This is a genomic window from Streptomyces sp. NPDC093260 (genome assembly GCF_040683715.1).
GTDB classification, from domain to species: domain Bacteria; phylum Actinomycetota; class Actinomycetes; order Streptomycetales; family Streptomycetaceae; genus Streptomyces; species Streptomyces sennicomposti.
The window spans coordinates 83,843-101,798 of record NZ_JBFBEK010000004.1; the positions used below are offsets into that span (position 1 = coordinate 83,843).

Below are 17,956 nucleotides of genomic sequence, written 5' to 3' on the forward strand. Positions count from 1 at the left end.
CACCGGCCCCGGCCCGTCACAGGCCCTGGCCCTTCACGATCACGGTGCCCACGGCCGTGGGCGGCAGCGGGCCGGAGGCGGGCTCGGGCGCGTCGGGCTGCCGGTGGCCGGGCGGCGGGGAGACCAGCAGCCGGTGGACGTCGGCGAGCATCCCGGCCAGGTTGGTCATCAGCCCCCGCTGCAGCAGGTACCAGCCCTCGGCGTCCTCCTCGCTGAGCGCGTACTTGCCGGTGTGCCTGAGGATGGCCTCGCCCACCTCGCGGTTCTGCTCCTCCGAGCGCTTCTCGAACTCGGGGTTGTGCAGGAAGTAGTTGCGCAGCCCGAACACGTCCCCCAGCCGGCCGTCCCACAGCAGCTCCGCCAGTTCGGGCAGCGGGAGCGTCGCGACGTACTCCGCCCGTCCCTTTCTGCGCGGGTTCCGCACGGAGCTGTGCAGCCGCTCGTGGAAGACCTTGTGGGCGGCCGCCAGCCAGGCGTTGAACTCCATGTTCGTCGCCGCGATGACGCGCAGTTGCCCGAGGTCGCCCGGCGGGGCGGGGTCGAACAGGGCGTAGCCGAGGCGGGGCACCGACGCCGTGCACACGTCGGAGTAGCGGGCCAGCACCGTCTCCCGCAGGGTCGCCCACTCCTGCTGTCGGCCGGGGTCCGCCGCCGGGCGGCGCGGCGGCGGGGTGACGGCGGCGGGGTCGATCTGGAGGGCGGGCAGGCGGGCGCCGGCGGGCCGGCCGACCGACCGCACGACGCCGCTGCCCAGCTCCGTGAAGTACTCCTCCAGCACGTCCACCCCGCCGATGCGGTGCCGGTCTCCGCCCGCGACGTCGACCAGCCGGCTCAGCAGCTCGTGGTTGGGTACCAGGTGCTCGGGCGGCTCGGCCCGGGTCCGCTGCTGCCGGCAGTAGTCCTCCCACCAGCGGCCGAAGAGCGTCTGGTCGCTGATGCCGACCGCGTGCAGCCGGATGCCCAGCTCGGTGTGGAGTTCCTCCATCGTCGACACCGGGTCGTCGGTGCCGGCCACCGACTCGCCGCTGCGGTCCTCGCTCATCGGCGCCCAGTGCGCGCCGTCGCTGACGAGGACGATGAGCTTGTCGTTGTCGGGCACGCCGTGCCGGTAGAGCAGCTCGCCCGCCCGGTGCAGCGCCTTGCCGATGTCCGTGGCCTGGTCGCCGTGTTTGAGCAGGGCGACGGCGCCGCGCAGCAGTTCGAGGCTGCGGTCGCCGGGAGCGTTCGTCACCTCCGCCATGCCCTCCCGGTCCGGGAAGATCACCTTGGTGGTGAGGTCGAAGCGGACCAGGGCGAACCGGGTGACCAGGCCGTCCACCTCCGCCCGGGCGTCGATCATGGTGCGCAGGGCCTTCTTCAGCGCGTCCATCCGGGTCACCCGGCGTTCGCCACGGTTCCAGAGCCCTTCGCGCACGTCGGGGATGTCGTCCGCGCCCATGGACCCGCTGCAGTCCGCCAGCACCACGACGTCGACGGCGCTGCGCACGCCCGGCGCGAACACGCTGACCCGGGTGTTCCCGCCGACCCGCAGGAGTCCCGTCAGGAGCCGGCCGGTCTGGTCGGCGACGGAGCGCACCCGGAAGGGGTGGCCGTCCAGGTCGATCCAGACGTCCCGGTGGTCGTCGCCGTGGGCGAACACGTGCCCCATGAGCAGCGTCGAGTTCTGGACGTGCCGGGTCGCCTCGTCCAGGGTGAGTTCGGCGGGCGACTCCAGCTCCAGCGCCGCCGGCACCGCGGCGTCGGCGGGCCGCACCTGCCACGGGGAGTCCGCCAGCCGGTGCTCCGACGCCAGCGCCTCGGGCACGAGCAGGACGTCGGCGGGCAGGTCCGGCACCGGGACGAGCCGTACGGCCACGGACTCGGCGGCGGAACCGCGGGGCAGCAGCAGGCCGGCCGTCTCGGCGGGGAGCCGCCCGGCGGGGGCGCCCAGCCGGTTTCCGTCCACGAGTCCCGGCCCGGACACCGTGCTCAGCCGCGTGTCGTCCGGCGTGAAACCGAGGAGACTCATTCCCGCTCCAATTTGATGGTGATGCCGAGCCGCGCTTCGAGCTCCTTGACGACCGCGCCCCGGGTCCCCTTGAAGCGCCCTTGCAGCTCCTTGGGCACCTTGACGAACAGGATGTTGCTGCGGGGCCGGTAGTCGGAGAAGTCGACGGCGTCCGCCAGTTGCTGCTTGCCGGACTGCCGCAGCAGCGTCCTGAGCCGGTCGAGGTGCCGCCGCCCCTCCTCGTGGCTGTCGCGGAAGCGCTGCACGTCCTCCCGGCGCGAGGCGGCGTGCTGGTCCAGCAGGTGCAGCGCCCGCTCGGTGAGGTCGCGGCGGTCGTTCGAGGCGCCCCGCCGGCTCAGCTCGCGCTGGAGTCGCACGAACAGCGAGTCGACGGTGCTCATGTCGAGGACCTGGTTGCAGGTGTTGATGAAGATGTGGCGGACGATGCCGAGCCGGGGCAGGAACGCCGCCCGGCGGGCCTGGGACGGGGAGCGTGCGGAGCGGCGGGCCTGGGAGCGCGCGGCGGTGCCGGCCAGCATGAGGGCGACCAGGGTCGCCGGGTCCGATGCCCTGAGGCCCCGGTGGTGGTGCCCGCACAGGGCCAGCCCGCGGCTGCGCGAGCCGTAGATCTGCCAGAGCATGGCGTGTTCGGCGCACATCCGCTGCCCGCAGCCCTTGGTGTCGCCCGGCATGCGGTGCTCGCAGCGGACGTGCCCGGTGGCCGTGCAGCCGGGCCGCTCGCAGGCCGGGAAGCGTTCGGCGTGGCAGTCCAGGCAGTAGTCGAGGGCGGTGTCCGCCGTGCGGGGCACCAGGTGCTGCGGGCACCAGGCCCGGCCCGACCGGCAGCGCGGTCCGGCACACCAGGCGTGGGCGGTCCGGCCGCACGGGCAGACCGGCACGTGCCGGGCGCAGGAGGCGCGCAGGCCGCCCTCCAGGAAGACGGCGTGCGCGTCGCAGACCCGGCCGGGCCGCTCGTCGCTGCCGCAGCCGGCGCAGGTGAAGGGGGCGTAGGTGGTGACGCCCTCGCCTCGGCAGGTGTCGCAGGCGTAGCGGACCTGCGGCGGTTCCAGGATGCCGCGCACCGCGAACGGGGTGGCCGCGTCGAGCGGGACCGGCGCGGTGGCGGGGCTGAGGAACAGGACGGTGACCTCGCCCTCCGCCCCCAGGTCGAGGCTGACCCTCGGCCCGCGACGCGGGTCGACCGTCGTGAGGGCGGGCTCCAGCCTCTGCCACAGGTCGATGTAGCCCTGGGCGGACGTGGGCACCCGGCGGTGGGCGCGCAGGTCCAGCAGCACGGGCACGGCTCCCGACGGCGCCGTGGTCATGAGGCGGCCTCCTCGGCTGTCTTGGGGTCGCCCTCCCGGGCCGGCGCGACCAGCAGGACCTCCAGCGTGCCGCGGCGTTCGTCGGCCTTCCCGGTGTACGCGGTGTCCGTCAGCAGGACGTAGCGGCAGTCGCCGGGCGGGCGGCCGAGCGCGCGCAGTCCGGCGCGCACCCGCGGGCGCTCGGCGTCCGGCAGGTCCCAGTGCAGCAGCGCCCAGCCCTTGTCGGCGGCCGCGCGCACGGCCCGGCCGGCCGCCGGGTCGTCCCAGGAGGCCAGCGGGGCGTCGCAGCTGATCCGCTCGGCGGGGCGCGGCCGGAGCAGCCGGCGCAGCGCCTTGGCCCGCTCCCGGCCCCGGCGGCGCAGGGACGGTGTGAGATCGAGCGCGGCGGTGGACCGGCAGTACGCCCGCAGGGCCTCGACGATGTCGTCGGCGCCGCCGGTGGCCCCCTCCACCCGGTCCAGGAACTGCTCGTCGGAGAGCACGGGACCGGAGGCGGTCCGGGCGCGGTCGGACGCCGTTCTGCCGCGGGCGCGGTCGGACGTCCGGTCGCCGCCGTTGCCGCGATGGGGCCGCTGTGCGGACCGGTCCGGACGGCCGCCGCGCCCGCTGGGGCCCTGCCGGTCCGGCCGTTCCTGCCGGTCCCGTTCGGGGCGCGGGGGTTCGAGCTGTCCGACGAGCCACACCCGGGCGGCGGCGGTGCTGCCCGCCGCCCGCGCCGTGTTGGCCGCGGTGATGTGGTCCGTCGTCAGCCACTGCGGGGAGGCCAGACGGCGCGCGAACCCCTCCGCGGACAGCAGGGCGCGGTCCTGCTCGTGCCACCGGGCCAGGAGGTCGTTCTCGTTGCGCACGAAGGCGGCTGCTCCCGGGCCGCCGGCCAGCTCCAGGCCGAGGAAGAGCTGGGCGAGTTCGTCGGGGGTGGCGTCGAGCTGACGGAAGTACGGCAGCAGTTCGCGCAGCAGCCCCGACACGGCGCGCACTGCGGTCAGGGGCTTGGGCGCGGCGGGCCTCGCCGCCGCGTTCCTGCCGCCCCGTGCGCCCGCGTTCCGTGCGCCCGCGCCCGGCCTGCCGCCCGGCGGCCGCTGGTCGACGTCGAACTCCGCGGCCAGGCCGTGGGCGACGGCGCGCGAGCGGTTGCGCTCCAGCAGGGACTGCGGAAGGGCGCGGATGCGGCGGCCCTCCCATTCCAGGTCGCGCACCCGCATGGCGACGGCCTGGGCCAGGAGCGCGTGGGCCATCGCGGAGGAGACGGACACCTGCGCGTCGAAGAGGCGCAGCGTCACCTCGCCCTCGGCCCCGAGCCCGGCGTCCCCCAGCGGGTTGACGTCCATGGACTCCAGGCGGGCGAGCCGTTCGCTGCGCCGCAGCCCGGCGCGCACCCGGTCCAGGTGCTGGGCGGAGAAGGAGGCGATGTAGCGGGTGGCCACCTGGTCGGTCGCCCGGGACAGCCGGGCGGAACCCCGGCCGGCGGCGCCGCCCGGGCCGTGCAGCTGGCGGCCGGTGAGCGCGATGAGCGCCGGGGAGTAGTCGCGCAGGAGGTTGCACAGCAGTTCGCGCTGGACGTCGCTGACCACGTCGAGGGAGTGCAGGTCCGCGCACAGGCCCGGGTCCGGATCGGCGCCGCCGGCGGTCCAGCCGCCCGGGACCAGCGCGCCGCCCGCCCTGCGCACCCGTTCGGCCACGATCGCGACCGCCTCGGCCAGCGTGGCCGCGACGGCGGTCCGGGCGGCCGGGTCGTGCAGGACGACCCGGCCGGTGTCGACCCACAGCACCGACGGGTTGCGCGGGCCGCCGCGCAGGGTGAGGGGCGTTCCGGTGGGCAGGGCGGGCAGCCGGGGAGGGCGGGCCAGCAGGTCGGCGGTGATCGCGGCGGCGGCCGACGGCCGGCCGCGGCGCCGATCGCCGCCGTCGCCGGCCACCGCGTAGCCCTTGGCCAGTCGCTGCCCGAGCGGGCCGGAACGGTAGAGCGCCACCAGCACTGGGGATCAGTCCTCCGGCTTTCGCAGTTCGACGGAAGCGAGCCCGCGCAGCGGCGGGATCGCGGCGAACAGGGCGATGGTGAGCACGAGCGCCACCACGGTGCTCACCAGCAGGGTCGCCGGCCCGGGTTCGCCCCACAGGGCGCCGGCGGCGTACGCCACGGCGAACGGCAGGCCGACGGTGGACAGCAGCCCGATCGCCAGACCGCTGCGCCGGGCGCGGGACGCCTCCACATAGCGGGCGGCGTCGCTCAGGGCGCTCCCGGTCCGGGCGAGGAGATCGGGCAGCCGGTGCTGCTCCTGGAAGCGCTCCAGCAGTTCGTCCGCCTTGCCCCGCGCGGTGATCCGGGACCACAGGGCCCGCCTCAGCTCGATCTGCCGGCCCTCCAGGGCGAGCAGGCGCCGGGCGTGCGTCTCGTGCGCACGCAGTTCGGCGAGGTCGTTGGCGAGGGAGTTGAGGCCCAGCACCTGGAGCCGGCCGAGGAGGAACGCGTCGAGGTAGACGGTGCGCGCCAGGACGGCGGCCACGGCGTGGAAGCCGGTGTCGCCGCCGGGGTCGGGCGAGGTGCCGAGGAAGGCCGCGCCGTCGCGCAGGACCAGGGCCTGCCAGTCCGCGGAGAACCGCACCCGGCCGGCGAAGAGCGCCTCGTCCTCGGGGTCGGGCGGGAAACGGCCGACCGGGGTGGCGGAGGCCAGCAGCCACAGCCACTGGTCGCGGGCGCCCCAGCCGGTGTAGGCGGGGGGCATCGCCTCCGGCGGGACGCCGTCGTCGAAGGTGACGTGGGCCAGCGTCCAGGCCCGCCGCCCGGCGCCGGCCGGCCGCGTCCCGGGCGGCAGGAGGTGGCCGTACTCCTGCTCGATCACCGCCAGGTCGCCGATCCGGTGGATGTCCTCGAGCGGGGTGCCGGACAGCCTCAGATGCAGTACGGCGACGGCACGCCGCGAGGGGCCGTCGGCTATGACCGGGGGCAGCCGCAACAGCTCCACGGCCTCGGCGACGGGGGAGGTGGGGGGTGCGGGTGCGGGTGCGGGTGCGGGTGCGGGTGCGGGTATCGGGTCCGGGGCGGGTGCCGGAGCGGACACCGGGTCCGGGGCGGGTGCCGGGTCCGGGGCGGGTGCCGGGTGCGGGGCGGGTGCCGGGTCCGGGGCGGACACCGGTGCCGGTGCCGGTGCGAGCGTCGGGTCAGGACCGGATGCCGGTACGGGTGCCCGTGCGGGCGACGGTGCCGGGGGCAGGTGGCGGTGCCAGCGGGCGGGGCGGTCCGGGGTGCCGAAGAGGGTGGTGGCGATACGCGGTTCGAAGTACGTCATCCGCCGCTCCCGGTCCGTCACACCGCCGGCCATGGCCAGCGGCAGCGGTCCCTCGGTCCAGTCGGCGGGCGGCGGGCCCTCCGTAGGCGTCTCGACGTCGAACACCACACAGGCCATGCCGCGCTGCACTGCCATGCGTCCCCCGCATCCGTCGTCGTCCCGCGGAAGCCAAATGCTACTGCCCGGGCTGATGAATCGTCAGGGATCGACGCAGATCGCCCGACGCCCGTCGGCACGCCCGCCGCATCACCGGGCCACCGCCGACGCCCGGCGGCGTCCGTCACGACGAGGCCCGCAACAGGTGGACCACCTCCGGCACTTGCGGTGTGATCGCCGGGATTCGCTACCGTGTACGGGACCAGACACCGATCCCCGCCATGAGACCGCCCGAAGGGGTGCCCGCCGGCCTGGAACGCGACAGCAGCATCATCGCCGCGAGCCACGAGCCGGTGAGCAGCCGGGGGCGTGGGCCTGTCCTAGGTGGCCGCCTTGTCCTTTGAGCAGCCTCTTCGGGTGCCCGTGGGGGCCGACGCCCACCGCTGGAGCACCTTCCACGGTGAGCGCGTGCTCGTCGTCGCGGCCCGCACGGTCACCTCGACCGTACGCGTCCTGGAGACGCTGCCCGCGCTCCTGCGCGACGACGGCCGTGTGACCGTCGTCTTCGCCTACGACCCGACGTCCGCGTTCAACGACGGCGTCCTCGGCCTGCTCCGCTCCGCCGGGTGCCGCGTCGCCCCCTGGGCGCAGCTGGGCGACATCGCCCCCGACCTCATCCTCTCCGCCAGCGAGAACATCGAGGTGCCGGAGGGCGACTGTCCGGTGCTGGTCCTGCCACACGGCATCGGCTTCCAGAAGCGCGTGCCGGATTCCCGCAGTGCGCGCGACCGGCTCTCCGGGGTCGTACCGGACTCCCTGCTGGAGTCGGGCCGCGCCTGGCTGGCGGTCTCGCACCCGGCGCAGGAGGAGCAGTTGCTCGCCGCCCACCCGAAGGCGGCCGGCCGCACCCTGCTGGTCGGCGACCCGTGCTTCGACGAACTGGTCGGCAGCCGGACGCGTCGGGCGGCGTACCGGGCGGCACTGGGCGTCGGGGAGGACCAGCGTCTGGTCATGGTCAGTTCGACCTGGCGGGACACCTCCCTCCTGGGCAGCCGGCCGGACCTCCTGCCGCGTCTGCTCGCCCGGCTCCCCTACGACGAGTACCGGGTGGGCGCGATCGTCCACCCCAACGTCTGGTCGGCCCACGGGGCCTGGCAGCTGCGCACCCTGCAGGCCGCCGCCCTCGACGCGGGGCTGCTGCTGATACCGGCGGTGCACGCCTGGCGGCCCGCGCTCGTCGCAGCGGACGTCTTGGTGGGCGACCACGGTTCGGTCACGCTGTACGGGGCGGCGGCCGGACTCCCGCTGCTGCTCGCGGCGTTCGGCAGCGACTCGGTGCCCGGGACGGCGGCCCACGAGCTGGCGGCCGTCGCACCCCGGCTCGATCCGCACGGGGATCTGCGCCGGCAGGTGGAGGACACCGTACGCGAGCACACCCCCGAGCGGTACGCGGCGGTCGCGGCGCGGGCCTTCGCCGAGCCGGGGCACGCCCTGGCCCGGCTCCGCACCGCTGTGTACGAGCTGCTCAGGCTTCCGGAGCCGGCCTCCGCGCCGCCGGTCTCCCCCGTGCTGCCGGTGCCGCAGCCGCCCGCCGCGCCCGTCGCCTCGTGGCAGGTGACCACCGCGGTCGCCGGGGACGGCACGGCTCCGGCCGTCACGGTGCACCGGGTTCCGGCGGCCGTCGCCGCGTATGCCGGGTCGCACCCGGACTCCCCCGCCCACCACACGCACCTGGCGTGCTCGGACGACGAGCGCGACCACCGGCTGACGGAGAGTGCCTCGGTGCTCGTCAGGCGGCACCCCGCGCCCACCGCGGTCGGGGCACTGCGCTGGATCGAGGCCGCCCTCGCCCAGCGGGCCGGCAGCCTGCTCGCGGCCTCGGCGGTCCGCGGGGGCGGCTGTCTGGTCGGGCTGAGGGACGGCCGCGTCGTGGAGGCCGCCGTCACCGGCCCGGAACCGGACCCCGGGCTGCCGGCGGCCGTCGTCTACGCCTGTCTGAGCGAGGGGATCGACCCGGACGGCACCCAGGTGACGCTGCGGATCGGCGGCCTGCGGGACGAGGACGTCGTACTGCGTCTGCGCCCCCTCCCCCTAAACGTCTGACCGCCCCGTCCCCGGTGCCGCCCGGTGTCGCTCCTCGGCGTCGTCCGCCAGCCGCCCGCGACTCCAAGGCCGGGGACAGGTCGCCCAGCCCCCGTGGATGTCGGCGGCCCGGCTCGGGCACTCACGCACCAGCTCCGGCCGGCCACCGGCCCGCCGAGCGATGTCGGCGAGCTGCTCCCGCGCCTGCGCCTCGTACCACATGCCCTCGGCCACCGCGCTCAACGCAGCGAATGCCGCGAACGGTTGAAGGATCGCGTCCTCGGTCTCGCCGAGATGTCTGTGGACGAGGCCAACGGCGATCCGGACCGCGGCGGCCATCCTGTGATCGGGCTGCACGCGGTTCTCCAGCTCCTCCAGAGCCCGGCGCAGCAAGACCACGGCTCTCCCCCGTGATCGCCTTGTCTGTCGGGAGCGCACCCTCGGCAGGAGGTGACGAGGGCGATACCGCGGGTCTCCTCAGCCCGCTCGTCGAGTCCGAGGGAGCACCGGTTCGACCCGACGCGCCAGGCGGATCGACGCTGTCCGGGTACCGGCCGAAGAACCCCAGGAGGCGTCCAGCTTGAGGTGGCCGCTCGCCTCGGCGCGGACGGCGGCCTTCTCCAACCGCTCCCGGGCTCGCTCTGGCCCAGGTCGAGCGGCAGGCTGCGCAGCCGGGCCTCGCCCGCCACGGCCTCAGCCCGCTCCCCCGGCGTCCGCGCGCGGGCCGTGGTCTCCTTGGCGCCTCGATGCCCAGCGCCCGCAATTCCCGCTGCCAGGCCTCGGTGCCAGGCAGTCACAGGTTCAGGCCGCCCAAGTGGTCCAGGGCGCGGGTGACGAGGGCCGTGAGGTCGGGTTCGCCGTCGTGTTCCGCCCAGAACATCAGTGTCTCCGTGAGCACGGCGACCAGCACGGCCGCCGTGATCCTGACCTCGTAGCCGTTCCGGTCGCGGCCGGCGCGCTCGGCGAGCAGCGCAGCCGTGTGCGTCACCCGGCTCTCCTGCTGCTGCCGCATGCGGGCGCGCAGGGGCTGTACCCGGGCGGCCAGCTTGAGCCGGGCGAGCGTGGTGTCCCGGTCCTCGGTGAGACCCTGTTCGAGCAGGCCGAAGAGGGTCGCCCGCACCACGTCCGGGACCGGCTCCACCGGGCCGCGCCCGCTGATCGCGTCCCCGGTGCCCGGGTACTCCCCCGCGCACGCGTCCTCCCCCGCGCACGGGCTGCGGTCGTCGGGGAAGACCACGTCCTCCTTGGTCGGGAAGTACCGGAAGAACGTGCTCGGCGAGATGTCGGCGGCGGCGCAGATCTGCTCGACGGTGGTGGTGTCGTACCCCTGCTCCAGGAAGAGGCGGAGGGCCTCCTGTTGCAGGAGGCGGCGGGTCCTGAGCTTCTTCCTCTCCCGCAGACCGGGGCGGGGGGTCATGGGCGTGCACCTTCCTGACGCGTGCGGGTCCGCCGGGGAGGCGACCACACGGGATGAGGACCATTCTCGCACCGCGGCGGCCCTCGACCGCGCCCGCTCTCCGCCGCGGGCCCGGCCCCGGCCAGGTCAGGCCGCCTCGCGGGCGCCCAGGCCCGCGCGGGCCGGTGCGTGCTCCCCGGGGTGCCGGCGGGCGCCCGGCACCGCCAGTGCGGTGCGGTGCCGCTCACGGACCTCGGCCAGGAGGCCCGCGCCCTGGCCGAGGTCCGGCCGAGCCGGCAGCGGATGTCCGTCTCCAGCCGGCCTCGGGACCTCGCTGTCGGTGACGCCCGGGGAGCGCAGCAGCCGCGGCGGCCCGCGGTGCGGGGGCAGGCCGGACGGTGCGCGGCTGCGGGCGCGCGGACCGACGTGGAGGCGGCCGTCAAGGCAGGCGGCGCGAGCCCGTGGGCGGCGCCCGCGGGATTTCATGCGAATTTCACCGCCTGCCGGCACGGTTGGCGAGACCGCCCGGAGCCAGGGCGGACCTGTCGGTTCCGGACACGGCGACGGAGACGGTGATGACACGGATCAAGAAATCCACCCAACGCCTCGCGGAGGGCGGCGGGTTCTCCCTGGACGTGAGTTCCACCGACCGGGACGAGGTGGTCCAGGTCTTCAAGGGGAGCGTCCTGCGGGGCGCGCCGGTGGGGCACGCGGTGTCCACGGCGGCGGGCCTCTGGCTGGCGTTCGGCTCCCGGCGCGCGTCCATGGCGAAGAAGGAACTCGGGGTGTTCCCGACCGTCGACGACGCGATCAGGGCCGTGCTGCTGCACGGCGAACGGTGAGGGCGGCCACGGCGAAGGCGGCCACGGCGAAGGGCCGGTACGGCGGCACGCGGCCGCCGTACGGCAGGTGACACGGAACGAGGACGAATCAGCATGGCGGAGACCAGAGGCGTACTGCTGCCGGCCTATGTGCTGGCCGACGAGTCGGGCTCGATGAGCCCGCACGAACAGGACCTGACCCACGGTCTGGTGTCGCTCTGCGAGGGACTGCGGGCCGAACCGATGATCGCGGCCAAGCTGCGGCTGGCCGTGCTCGGGTTCTCCGACGACGTCCAGGTGCGGCTCGCGGTGGCCGACATGCGCCGCGAGACGAGCCTGCCGAAGGTCGAGATCCGGGGGCTGACGAACTACGAGGCGGTCTTCGACGACCTGCTGGCGAGGATCCCGAACGACGTGCGCTGGCTGCGCGGCGAGGGCTACAAGGTGCACCGGCCGGTGGTGTTCTTCCTCAGCGACGGGCAGCCGACCGACGGCGGGGCCTGGCGGCGGCCGCACCGGGAACTCACCGACCGGGCGCTGACGCCCACCGCGCCGAACATCGTGGCCTGCGGCATCGGCGACGCCGAGGCGAGCACCATGGTGGAGGTGGCGACCCAGCCGGAGTTCGCGTTCATCGCCAAGCCCGGGACCGACATCGGGCGCGCGGTCGCCGAGTTCTTCCACGCCCTGACGGCGAGTCTGGTCGCCTCGGGACAGGCGCTGAACTCGGGCGCCCCGCAGCTGGTCGTGAACCGTCCGGACCAGTTCAGCATGGCGATCGACGAGGTCGGGCAGTGAGCACGGCTGCCGACCGCGGGCGTTCGGAGGCGTTCGACCGGCCCCCCGTACCGCCTCTGCCGCCGGCCGTGCCGCCCCTGCCGCCGGCCGCTCCGCCCCCGGTGCCGCCCGTGCCGTGGCTGCCGATCGCGGTGGGGACGCCGGGTCCTGAGTTCGAGGCCCGGCCTCCAGGCCGGTACGCGTTCGAGTTCCCGGACACCGAGTGCGACGGCTGGTCCGCACCGTCCCTGTGCCTGCGCTTCGCCTCGGTGCGCGGGGCCCAGCACCGCTACTCCGGCAAGCCCCGCCAGGACGCGGCGCGCGCGGCGTGCCACGAGGCGAGCGGAAGCGTCGTGTTCGCCGTGGCCGACGGCGTCTCCGGCGCCACCAGATCGGAGTGGGGCGCCATCGAGGCGTGCCGGACCTCCGTGGAGCGGATGCTGCACCTGCTGTCGGCGGGCGGCGGCCCACTGGACTTCCGGGACGTGCTGCTCCGGTCCGCCGAGCGGCTGCGGCAGCTGGCCCAGTGGTCGCAGGGCGGCCGGGAGCCCGAGCCGGGCGAGGTGGCCGCCCTCTACGCGACGACGCTCGTGGCCGGCGTGGTGCGCCCGGACCCGGCCGGTCCGGTCGCCGAGCTGTGCCGGGTCGGGGACTCGGGCGCCTGGGTGCTGGACCGGTCCGACGGCCGGTACCACGCGCTGTTCGGCCCCGAGACCGGCTCCGACTCCCCGCTGGTCTCCAACGTGGTCACCCCGCTCCCGCACGTGCCCGACCCGCTGGAGCTGACCGTGGTACGGCTGGAGGCCCCGCACACCCTGCTGGTCGGCACCGACGGTTTCGGCGACCCGCTGGGCGACGGCGACGGCCAGGTGGGCGCCCTGTTCGCCCGTCAGCTCGCCACGCCCGTCCCCTCGCCGTGGCTCGCCCATCTCCTCGACTTCTCGCGGGAGACCTTCGACGACGACCGCACCCTGCTGGCGGTCTGGCCGCACCCGGGGGCACCGGCGACGTGAGCGCTTCCCGCACACCCGTGGTCGAGCACGGCACGCTCACCCTGGGCCGCCTCCTCGGACAGGGCGGCCAGGGCAGCGTGCACCAGGTCCTCAACAAGAGGATCAACACATCGGTGAACGGCGGCTGGGACGTCGTCTACAAGGAGTACGCCCCCGCCGTCCTGCCCGCTCTCGACGCCGCGGCCCTGACGGCACAGGTCGCGCTGACCGCCTCGCTGAGCACCGCGGAGGGACGGTGGCTGTGCGAGAAGACCGCGTGGCCCGCGGCCGTGGTGGAGCGCGCCGGCCGCCCCTGCGGGCTGCTCATGCGCCTGGTGCCCGACCGCTTCCGGTTCGCCTACCGGCCACTGGGCGGCGCCTCCCGCGGCGACCGGCGGCTGGCGAACCTGGAGTTCCTGCTCAACGACGACGCCTACGTGGCCGGCGTCGGCCTGCGCGTCAGCGAACGCGACCGCGTGCTGCTCCTCGCGGACCTGGCGGCCACCCTCACCCGGCTGCACCGGATCGGCATCGCGGTCGGCGACCTCTCGCCCAAGAACCTGCTCTTCGCCACCGCCGCCCGCCCCGAGTGCTTCCTCGTCGACTGCGACGCCATGCGGCTGCGCGGTGCGAGCGCGCTGCCCCAGGCCGAGACACCCGACTGGCAGGTCCCGCCGGGCGAGGAGAGGGCGACCCCGTCCAGCGACAGCTACAAGCTGGCCCTGCTCGCCGTCCGCCTATTCGCCCGCGACCAGACGACCACCGACCCGGCCGCCCTGGCCGCGCTCGACCCGACCCTGGGCGACTTGGCCCGCGCCGGGCTCTCCGCCGATCCGGTCCGCCGCCCGGCCCCCGCGGCCTGGGCCGAACGGCTCACCGTCGTCGCGGCCACCGCGTCCGCCAAGGCCGCCCGGCGTCCGGCGTCCACCAGCCCTGCGCGCAAGCCGCCCACCCCGCCGTCGCCCCGCGGCCCGGGGCCGGCACGGCCCCCCGGCGGCCCGGCGACGGCGCGGGGCACGGGCGGTCCGGCGGCCGCACGGGTGCCGGCGCTGCGGAAGTCCGCCGGCCGGACCGCCGCCGTGGTCGCCGCGCTCATCGTCGTCGCGGTCCTGTTCGGGCTGCGGTCCTCGGGCGACGACGGTTCCCCGACCGCGCAGTCCACCACCTCGTCGGGGCAGAGTTCCACCGGCGGCTCCTGGACGGGCGGCACGCCGGGCGACGATTCCGGCGGCGGCCCCGGCACGTCGGACGACACCGACGACGCCACGACCGCAGGCAGCGGGGACGACACGACGGCCGGCGCCACCGGCGACGACTCGGACGCCGACGGCGACAGGACCCGGTCGCCCTCGCCCACACCCGACCCGGTCGGCGACGCCGAGATCGGCTCCTGCTTCGACGACGAGGGCACGCGGACCCGGCCCGACCTGGTGCCGACGTCCTGCTCGCCCGGCGCGTTCAAGGTCGTCGACATCCGGCACGGCACCACCGGCCTCGACAGCTGCGACGGCGTCGACGACAGCGACGAGAGCGTCTCCTCCCACCGCCACGACCTGGTGCTGTGCCTGAGCTACCTCAACCCCGGGGGCGACGCCTACCACGCCGGGCAGGGCGACTGCGTCTACGGCCCGAACGGGAGCGGCACCTGGCACACGGAGCCCTGCGAGACGGGCAACTTCAAGGTGCTCGCGGTCTATCGGGGGCGGGACGAGTCCAAGTGCGGCGACTGGCCGCACTACAACCTGCTCAAGCCGTTCAACGGCCCCTCCGGCGCCGGTCTGGACCGCATCCTGTGCCTGTCGATGAACTACCCGGACGCCATGGGCTACGCCCAGGTGCGTCAGTGCCTGCTCAAGAGCGGCAGCGGGTCGGACGCGACGTTCACCAACACCGGCTCGTGCGACAGCTCCAACGTCGTCGTCTCGGGGCGGACCGGACGGTACGAGGCGGCGTCGTTCTGCGGGAACGACGGCTGGACGACCTGGCGGTCCCGGGAGTACCCGGAACTCGCCTACACCGTCTGCTACCGCTGGCGCTGACCCCACGGCCCCCGCACGGCCAGGACCGCACGGGGCCGCCTGTATCCCGAGCAACGGACGTGAAGGGAGTTCCGGTGGGGACCCATTACTGGACGGACGGGGCCGACGACCCCAGCACACCGGGCACCCCCGGCAAGCCCGCCGAGCCCGGCACGCCCGGCGGGCGGGCGGCGCGCAACGGGGCGGGCGCGCGGGCCGCGCGGAACGAGGCGGGCGCGCAAGGCGCGGGGGACGAGGCGGGCAGCCGGGCTCCCCGTAACGAGTCCGGCCCCCCGGCCGCGAGGAACGTGCCCGGCACCCGGGCCGTACGGAATGAACCGGGTGCGCAAGGCGCGGAGGACGAGTCCGGCGCCCAGGCTGCGCGGGCCGAACCCGGCGCGCAAGGCGCGGGGGGCGGGTCCGACACGCGGGCCGTGCGGAACGTGCCCGGCACGCAAGGCTCGGCGGGTGAGCCGGGCATCCGGGCGGCGCGGAACGAACCCGGCGCCCGGGCCGCGCGGAACGAGCCGGATCCGCCGACCTGGCTCGGCACCCCGCGGGCCGTGCCGCCGCTCATGGGCCGGCCCGTGTCCGGTCCCGTGCCGACGCCACCGGCGTCCCCGGGGCCGACAGCCGCGCGGCCCGCATCCCCAAGGCCCGCAGCGGTACCGCCCGCATCCTCGGGGCCCACGTCCCGGCGGTCCGCAGCCGCGCGGTCCGCGTACTCGGGACCTCCAGCCGCAGCGCCCGCGGGCCCAGGGACGCCGCCCGGGCCCGCCGCCCTCCAGCCCGGATCTCCGGGGCCCGCAGCCGCACCACCCACCTTCCAGGGGCACGCGGCGCGGCCCGTGCCTTCAGTGCCCGCAGCCGCACAGCCCGCATCCCCGGGGTCCACACCCCAAGCGCCCACAGCCCCGCGGTCCTCGTCCCCAAGGCGGCGCTCCGTCCCGGGTTCCGGCGTCCACCCGGGGGCCCGGAGGCCGCCCGGTGGGCAGAGCAGCGCGGGCAGCGCGCAGGGGGCGGGCGGGTCCGCCTCGACGTGGGCGCGGCCGGTGTCCCGCCCGGCGACGGGCGCGGGCGGGACGCCGGGGCCGGTGGCGCGATCCGGTCCGCCCACGGCACCCCTACCGCCCCGGCACCTCGGACCCACACGGCAGACGCCCCCGGGGCCGCCCGGCCCCACGGGCAGGTCCCGCGGTCCCCGGCGGTGGGCCGCGTTCGTCGCCGCGGGCCTCGCCGCCGTCGTCACCGCGGGGTTGCTGACCTGGCACCGCGCCCCCGGGTCGCCGCCGCCCGACCGGCGGGCCGCGATCGCGTCCGCGCTGGTGGACCTGGCGCTGCAACCCGGCGTGCGCTACCGGGCCGCCGCGGACGGCTCCGCCTGGACCGAGCGGCGGACCACCGCCTCCGGCGCCTCGCTCGGGGACGCCGTGTACGACGGGGCCCCGGTGACGACCATGGCGGTCGGCGGCACCACCTACGTCCGCCTGCCCGGCAGCGCCCCGGACTCCGCCGACGGGCCGGACGACTTGGACGGCACCGGCACCGGCACCGGGGCCGGCTCGGGCCTCGCGGGCCAGTGGGTCGCCGGGGCGGTGCGGGACACGGACTCCCCGGACGCCCCGGAGGCCGGGCAGAGCCCCTCGGTGTTCGCGAACCTCCTGCTGAAGGCGCTCGCCGACAGCGCGACGACGCTGTCGGACGAGGACACGGCGCCCGCCTCGGCCGGCGGAGTGCCGGCGCTCAGCGCGCACACCCCGCAGGGCGACCTGTACGTCTCGAAGGCGCGCCCCCACCGGGTGCTGGCGTTCGTCCCGCGGGCGTCCGACGGTTCGACGGCCGGCGGCTCGGCATCCGGCGGTCCGGCGACCGGCCGTACCCGGGCCGCCGTCGCCCGGACCGGGCCGCGCACGGCGTTCGCCGTGACCGCGCCGGCCGCCGCCCGCACCCGGGCGGACGCCGCGTCGGCGGGCGCGGCGGCCTTCACCCTCGCCCCGCTGTCCCGGACCGAGAGCGCGGCCTTGGCGGGCCGCATCCGCGAGCGGGTCCCGGAGCTGCGGACCGCGCTGGACGCGGGCGTCAGCGCCCGGGTGCGGACCGAGCCGGCCCTGCGCTGCGCGGCCTCCGGCTGCGTGGTGACCTCGCACATCTCGGGCGTCACTCCGAGCGCGGAGGCCAGACGGCGTATCCGCGGCGGCCGGGTCACGGTCCGGCTCACCGCGACGGTGCGGCTCGACGGCCGGGCCGCCGGCACGTGCAGCGCCACCGGGCGGCTGCCGTTGGACGCCCCTGGGGACGTCGCCTGCACGGACGCCGCGGCCGGGCCCCTGTTCGCGTCGGTGGAGGCCGCGAAGCGGCGGGAGGCCGAGGCCCGCGCGCGGATCAGTGGCGCACCGGAGCCCTACAGCGTCCGCGCCACCGCCGACACCGTGGTCCGGGTCCTGGCCGAGGTGGACACCAGCGCCCTGGAGCAGGCCCAGCGGCGGGACGAGGAGCAGCTGGCCCAGGCGCCGTCTCCAGCGGAGTCGGCCGCCCGGGCCGCCTCCGCGCCGAGCGGGGACCGGGACGCGGACCGGCCGCTGGACTGCGCGCGCCGGATGCCGAAGGGCGCCGTCAGGAGCGGCGAGGGATGGATCCTGAACACGGCCGGCGCCAACGGGCGCACCGAGACGGGGGAGGCCTGCCTGAAGAAGCCGGCGAAGAACGGGGCCGCGAAGCGGAAACCGGATCCGTACGGCTACGCGGAGGCGAAGGCCGCGGTGCGGCGGCTGGGGCTCGACCCGGAGTACCACCTGGCGCGCTGCCACATCATCGCCGCGCGGTTCGGGGGCTCCAACAAGCTGAAGACGAACCTCAGCCCGTGCGGGCAGCTCCTCGGCAACAACAGCGGCCTCGGCATGTCGCACTTCGAGACCGAGGTGGCCGCGGACATCGCCAGGGAGCCCGACGGCAGCGTGCGTTACCTGGTGGAGCCCGTGTTCAGGGCGCCCGACAGCAGCATCCCCCGCTGGTTCTCGATGGTCGCTGTCTTCTACTCCCCGGCCGGCGTCCCCGAGCACGTCCTCGCCCGCACGGTGCCCAACTGGGTGGACGGCGGCCCGGGCGGCGTGACGAACATCGGAAACTGAAACAGCGTCGGCGCGTTCGGTGGCTTCTTCACGAGTCACCGGCCGCA

General features: G+C 75.9%; 13 protein-coding genes. 6 read left to right on the top strand and 7 right to left on the bottom strand.

Annotated elements, in window-relative coordinates; all coding sequences use genetic code 11:
* Nucleotides 1–16: 16 nt before the first annotated feature.
* The 4 genes from AB0N63_RS06500 to AB0N63_RS06515 are packed head-to-tail and all read right to left on the bottom strand — an operon-like array spanning nucleotide 17 to nucleotide 6,734.
* A complete protein-coding gene (locus tag AB0N63_RS06500) occupies nucleotides 17–2,008 on the bottom strand; it encodes a vWA domain-containing protein (RefSeq protein WP_365524970.1) in 1,992 nt (663 codons plus the stop codon).
* Nucleotides 2,005–3,312, bottom strand: a complete 1,308-nt coding sequence (locus AB0N63_RS06505) for a hypothetical protein (protein WP_365524973.1) — start codon at nucleotides 3,310–3,312, stop codon at nucleotides 2,005–2,007. Before AB0N63_RS06505 ends, AB0N63_RS06500 begins: the two co-directional genes overlap by 4 nt.
* A complete protein-coding gene (locus tag AB0N63_RS06510; protein ID WP_365524975.1) occupies nucleotides 3,309–5,288 on the bottom strand; it encodes a hypothetical protein in 1,980 nt (659 codons plus the stop codon). The genes AB0N63_RS06505 and AB0N63_RS06510 overlap by 4 nt, the downstream gene beginning before the upstream one ends.
* Nucleotides 5,289–5,294: 6 nt before the next feature.
* Nucleotides 5,295–6,734, bottom strand: coding sequence for a hypothetical protein (locus tag AB0N63_RS06515; protein ID WP_365524978.1), 1,440 nt, complete (start codon nucleotides 6,732–6,734; stop codon nucleotides 5,295–5,297).
* 378 nt (nucleotides 6,735–7,112) lie between these two features.
* Between AB0N63_RS06515 and AB0N63_RS06520 the strand changes: the two genes are divergently transcribed.
* Nucleotides 7,113–8,798 carry a hypothetical protein gene (locus tag AB0N63_RS06520; RefSeq protein ID WP_365524980.1) on the top strand — a complete coding sequence of 562 codons (1,686 nt, stop codon included), beginning with the start codon at nucleotides 7,113–7,115 and terminating at the stop codon, nucleotides 8,796–8,798.
* On the opposite strand, the gene AB0N63_RS06525 is transcribed toward AB0N63_RS06520, so the two are convergent.
* From AB0N63_RS06525 to AB0N63_RS06535, 3 genes are all read right to left on the bottom strand, one after another.
* Complete coding sequence (locus AB0N63_RS06525; protein ID WP_365524983.1) at nucleotides 8,787–9,176, bottom strand: hypothetical protein; 390 nt, start codon at nucleotides 9,174–9,176, stop codon at nucleotides 8,787–8,789. The two genes, AB0N63_RS06520 and AB0N63_RS06525, sit on opposite strands and share 12 nt — an antisense overlap.
* Nucleotides 9,177–9,570: 394 nt before the next feature.
* Nucleotides 9,571–10,194, bottom strand: coding sequence for a TetR family transcriptional regulator (locus AB0N63_RS06530; protein ID WP_365524985.1), 624 nt, complete (start codon nucleotides 10,192–10,194; stop codon nucleotides 9,571–9,573).
* Between the two features lie 126 nt (nucleotides 10,195–10,320).
* On the bottom strand, nucleotides 10,321–10,659 hold the full coding sequence (locus AB0N63_RS06535) for a hypothetical protein (RefSeq protein WP_365524988.1): 339 nt from the start codon (nucleotides 10,657–10,659) through the stop codon (nucleotides 10,321–10,323).
* 89 nt (nucleotides 10,660–10,748) lie between these two features.
* Between AB0N63_RS06535 and AB0N63_RS06540 the strand changes: the two genes are divergently transcribed.
* The 5 genes from AB0N63_RS06540 to AB0N63_RS06560 all read left to right on the top strand — a co-directional run bounded on the left by AB0N63_RS06540 (nucleotide 10,749) and on the right by AB0N63_RS06560 (nucleotide 17,909).
* Nucleotides 10,749–11,015 (top strand): hypothetical protein, encoded by a 267-nt coding sequence (locus tag AB0N63_RS06540; RefSeq protein WP_365524991.1) that lies wholly within the window; start codon nucleotides 10,749–10,751, stop codon nucleotides 11,013–11,015.
* Between the two features lie 93 nt (nucleotides 11,016–11,108).
* Nucleotides 11,109–11,792, top strand: coding sequence for a hypothetical protein (locus AB0N63_RS06545; RefSeq protein WP_365524994.1), 684 nt, complete (start codon nucleotides 11,109–11,111; stop codon nucleotides 11,790–11,792).
* Nucleotides 11,789–12,784 carry a protein phosphatase 2C domain-containing protein gene (locus AB0N63_RS06550; protein WP_365524997.1) on the top strand — a complete coding sequence of 332 codons (996 nt, stop codon included), beginning with the start codon at nucleotides 11,789–11,791 and terminating at the stop codon, nucleotides 12,782–12,784. Before AB0N63_RS06545 ends, AB0N63_RS06550 begins: the two co-directional genes overlap by 4 nt.
* Entirely contained in the window at nucleotides 12,781–14,802 is a 2,022-nt protein-coding gene (locus AB0N63_RS06555) for a hypothetical protein (protein ID WP_365524999.1), read from the top strand. Before AB0N63_RS06550 ends, AB0N63_RS06555 begins: the two co-directional genes overlap by 4 nt.
* Before the next feature lie 1,235 nt (nucleotides 14,803–16,037).
* Nucleotides 16,038–17,909, top strand: a complete 1,872-nt coding sequence (locus AB0N63_RS06560; protein ID WP_365525002.1) for a DNA/RNA non-specific endonuclease — start codon at nucleotides 16,038–16,040, stop codon at nucleotides 17,907–17,909.
* The last annotated feature ends 47 nt before the right edge of the window (nucleotides 17,910–17,956 follow it).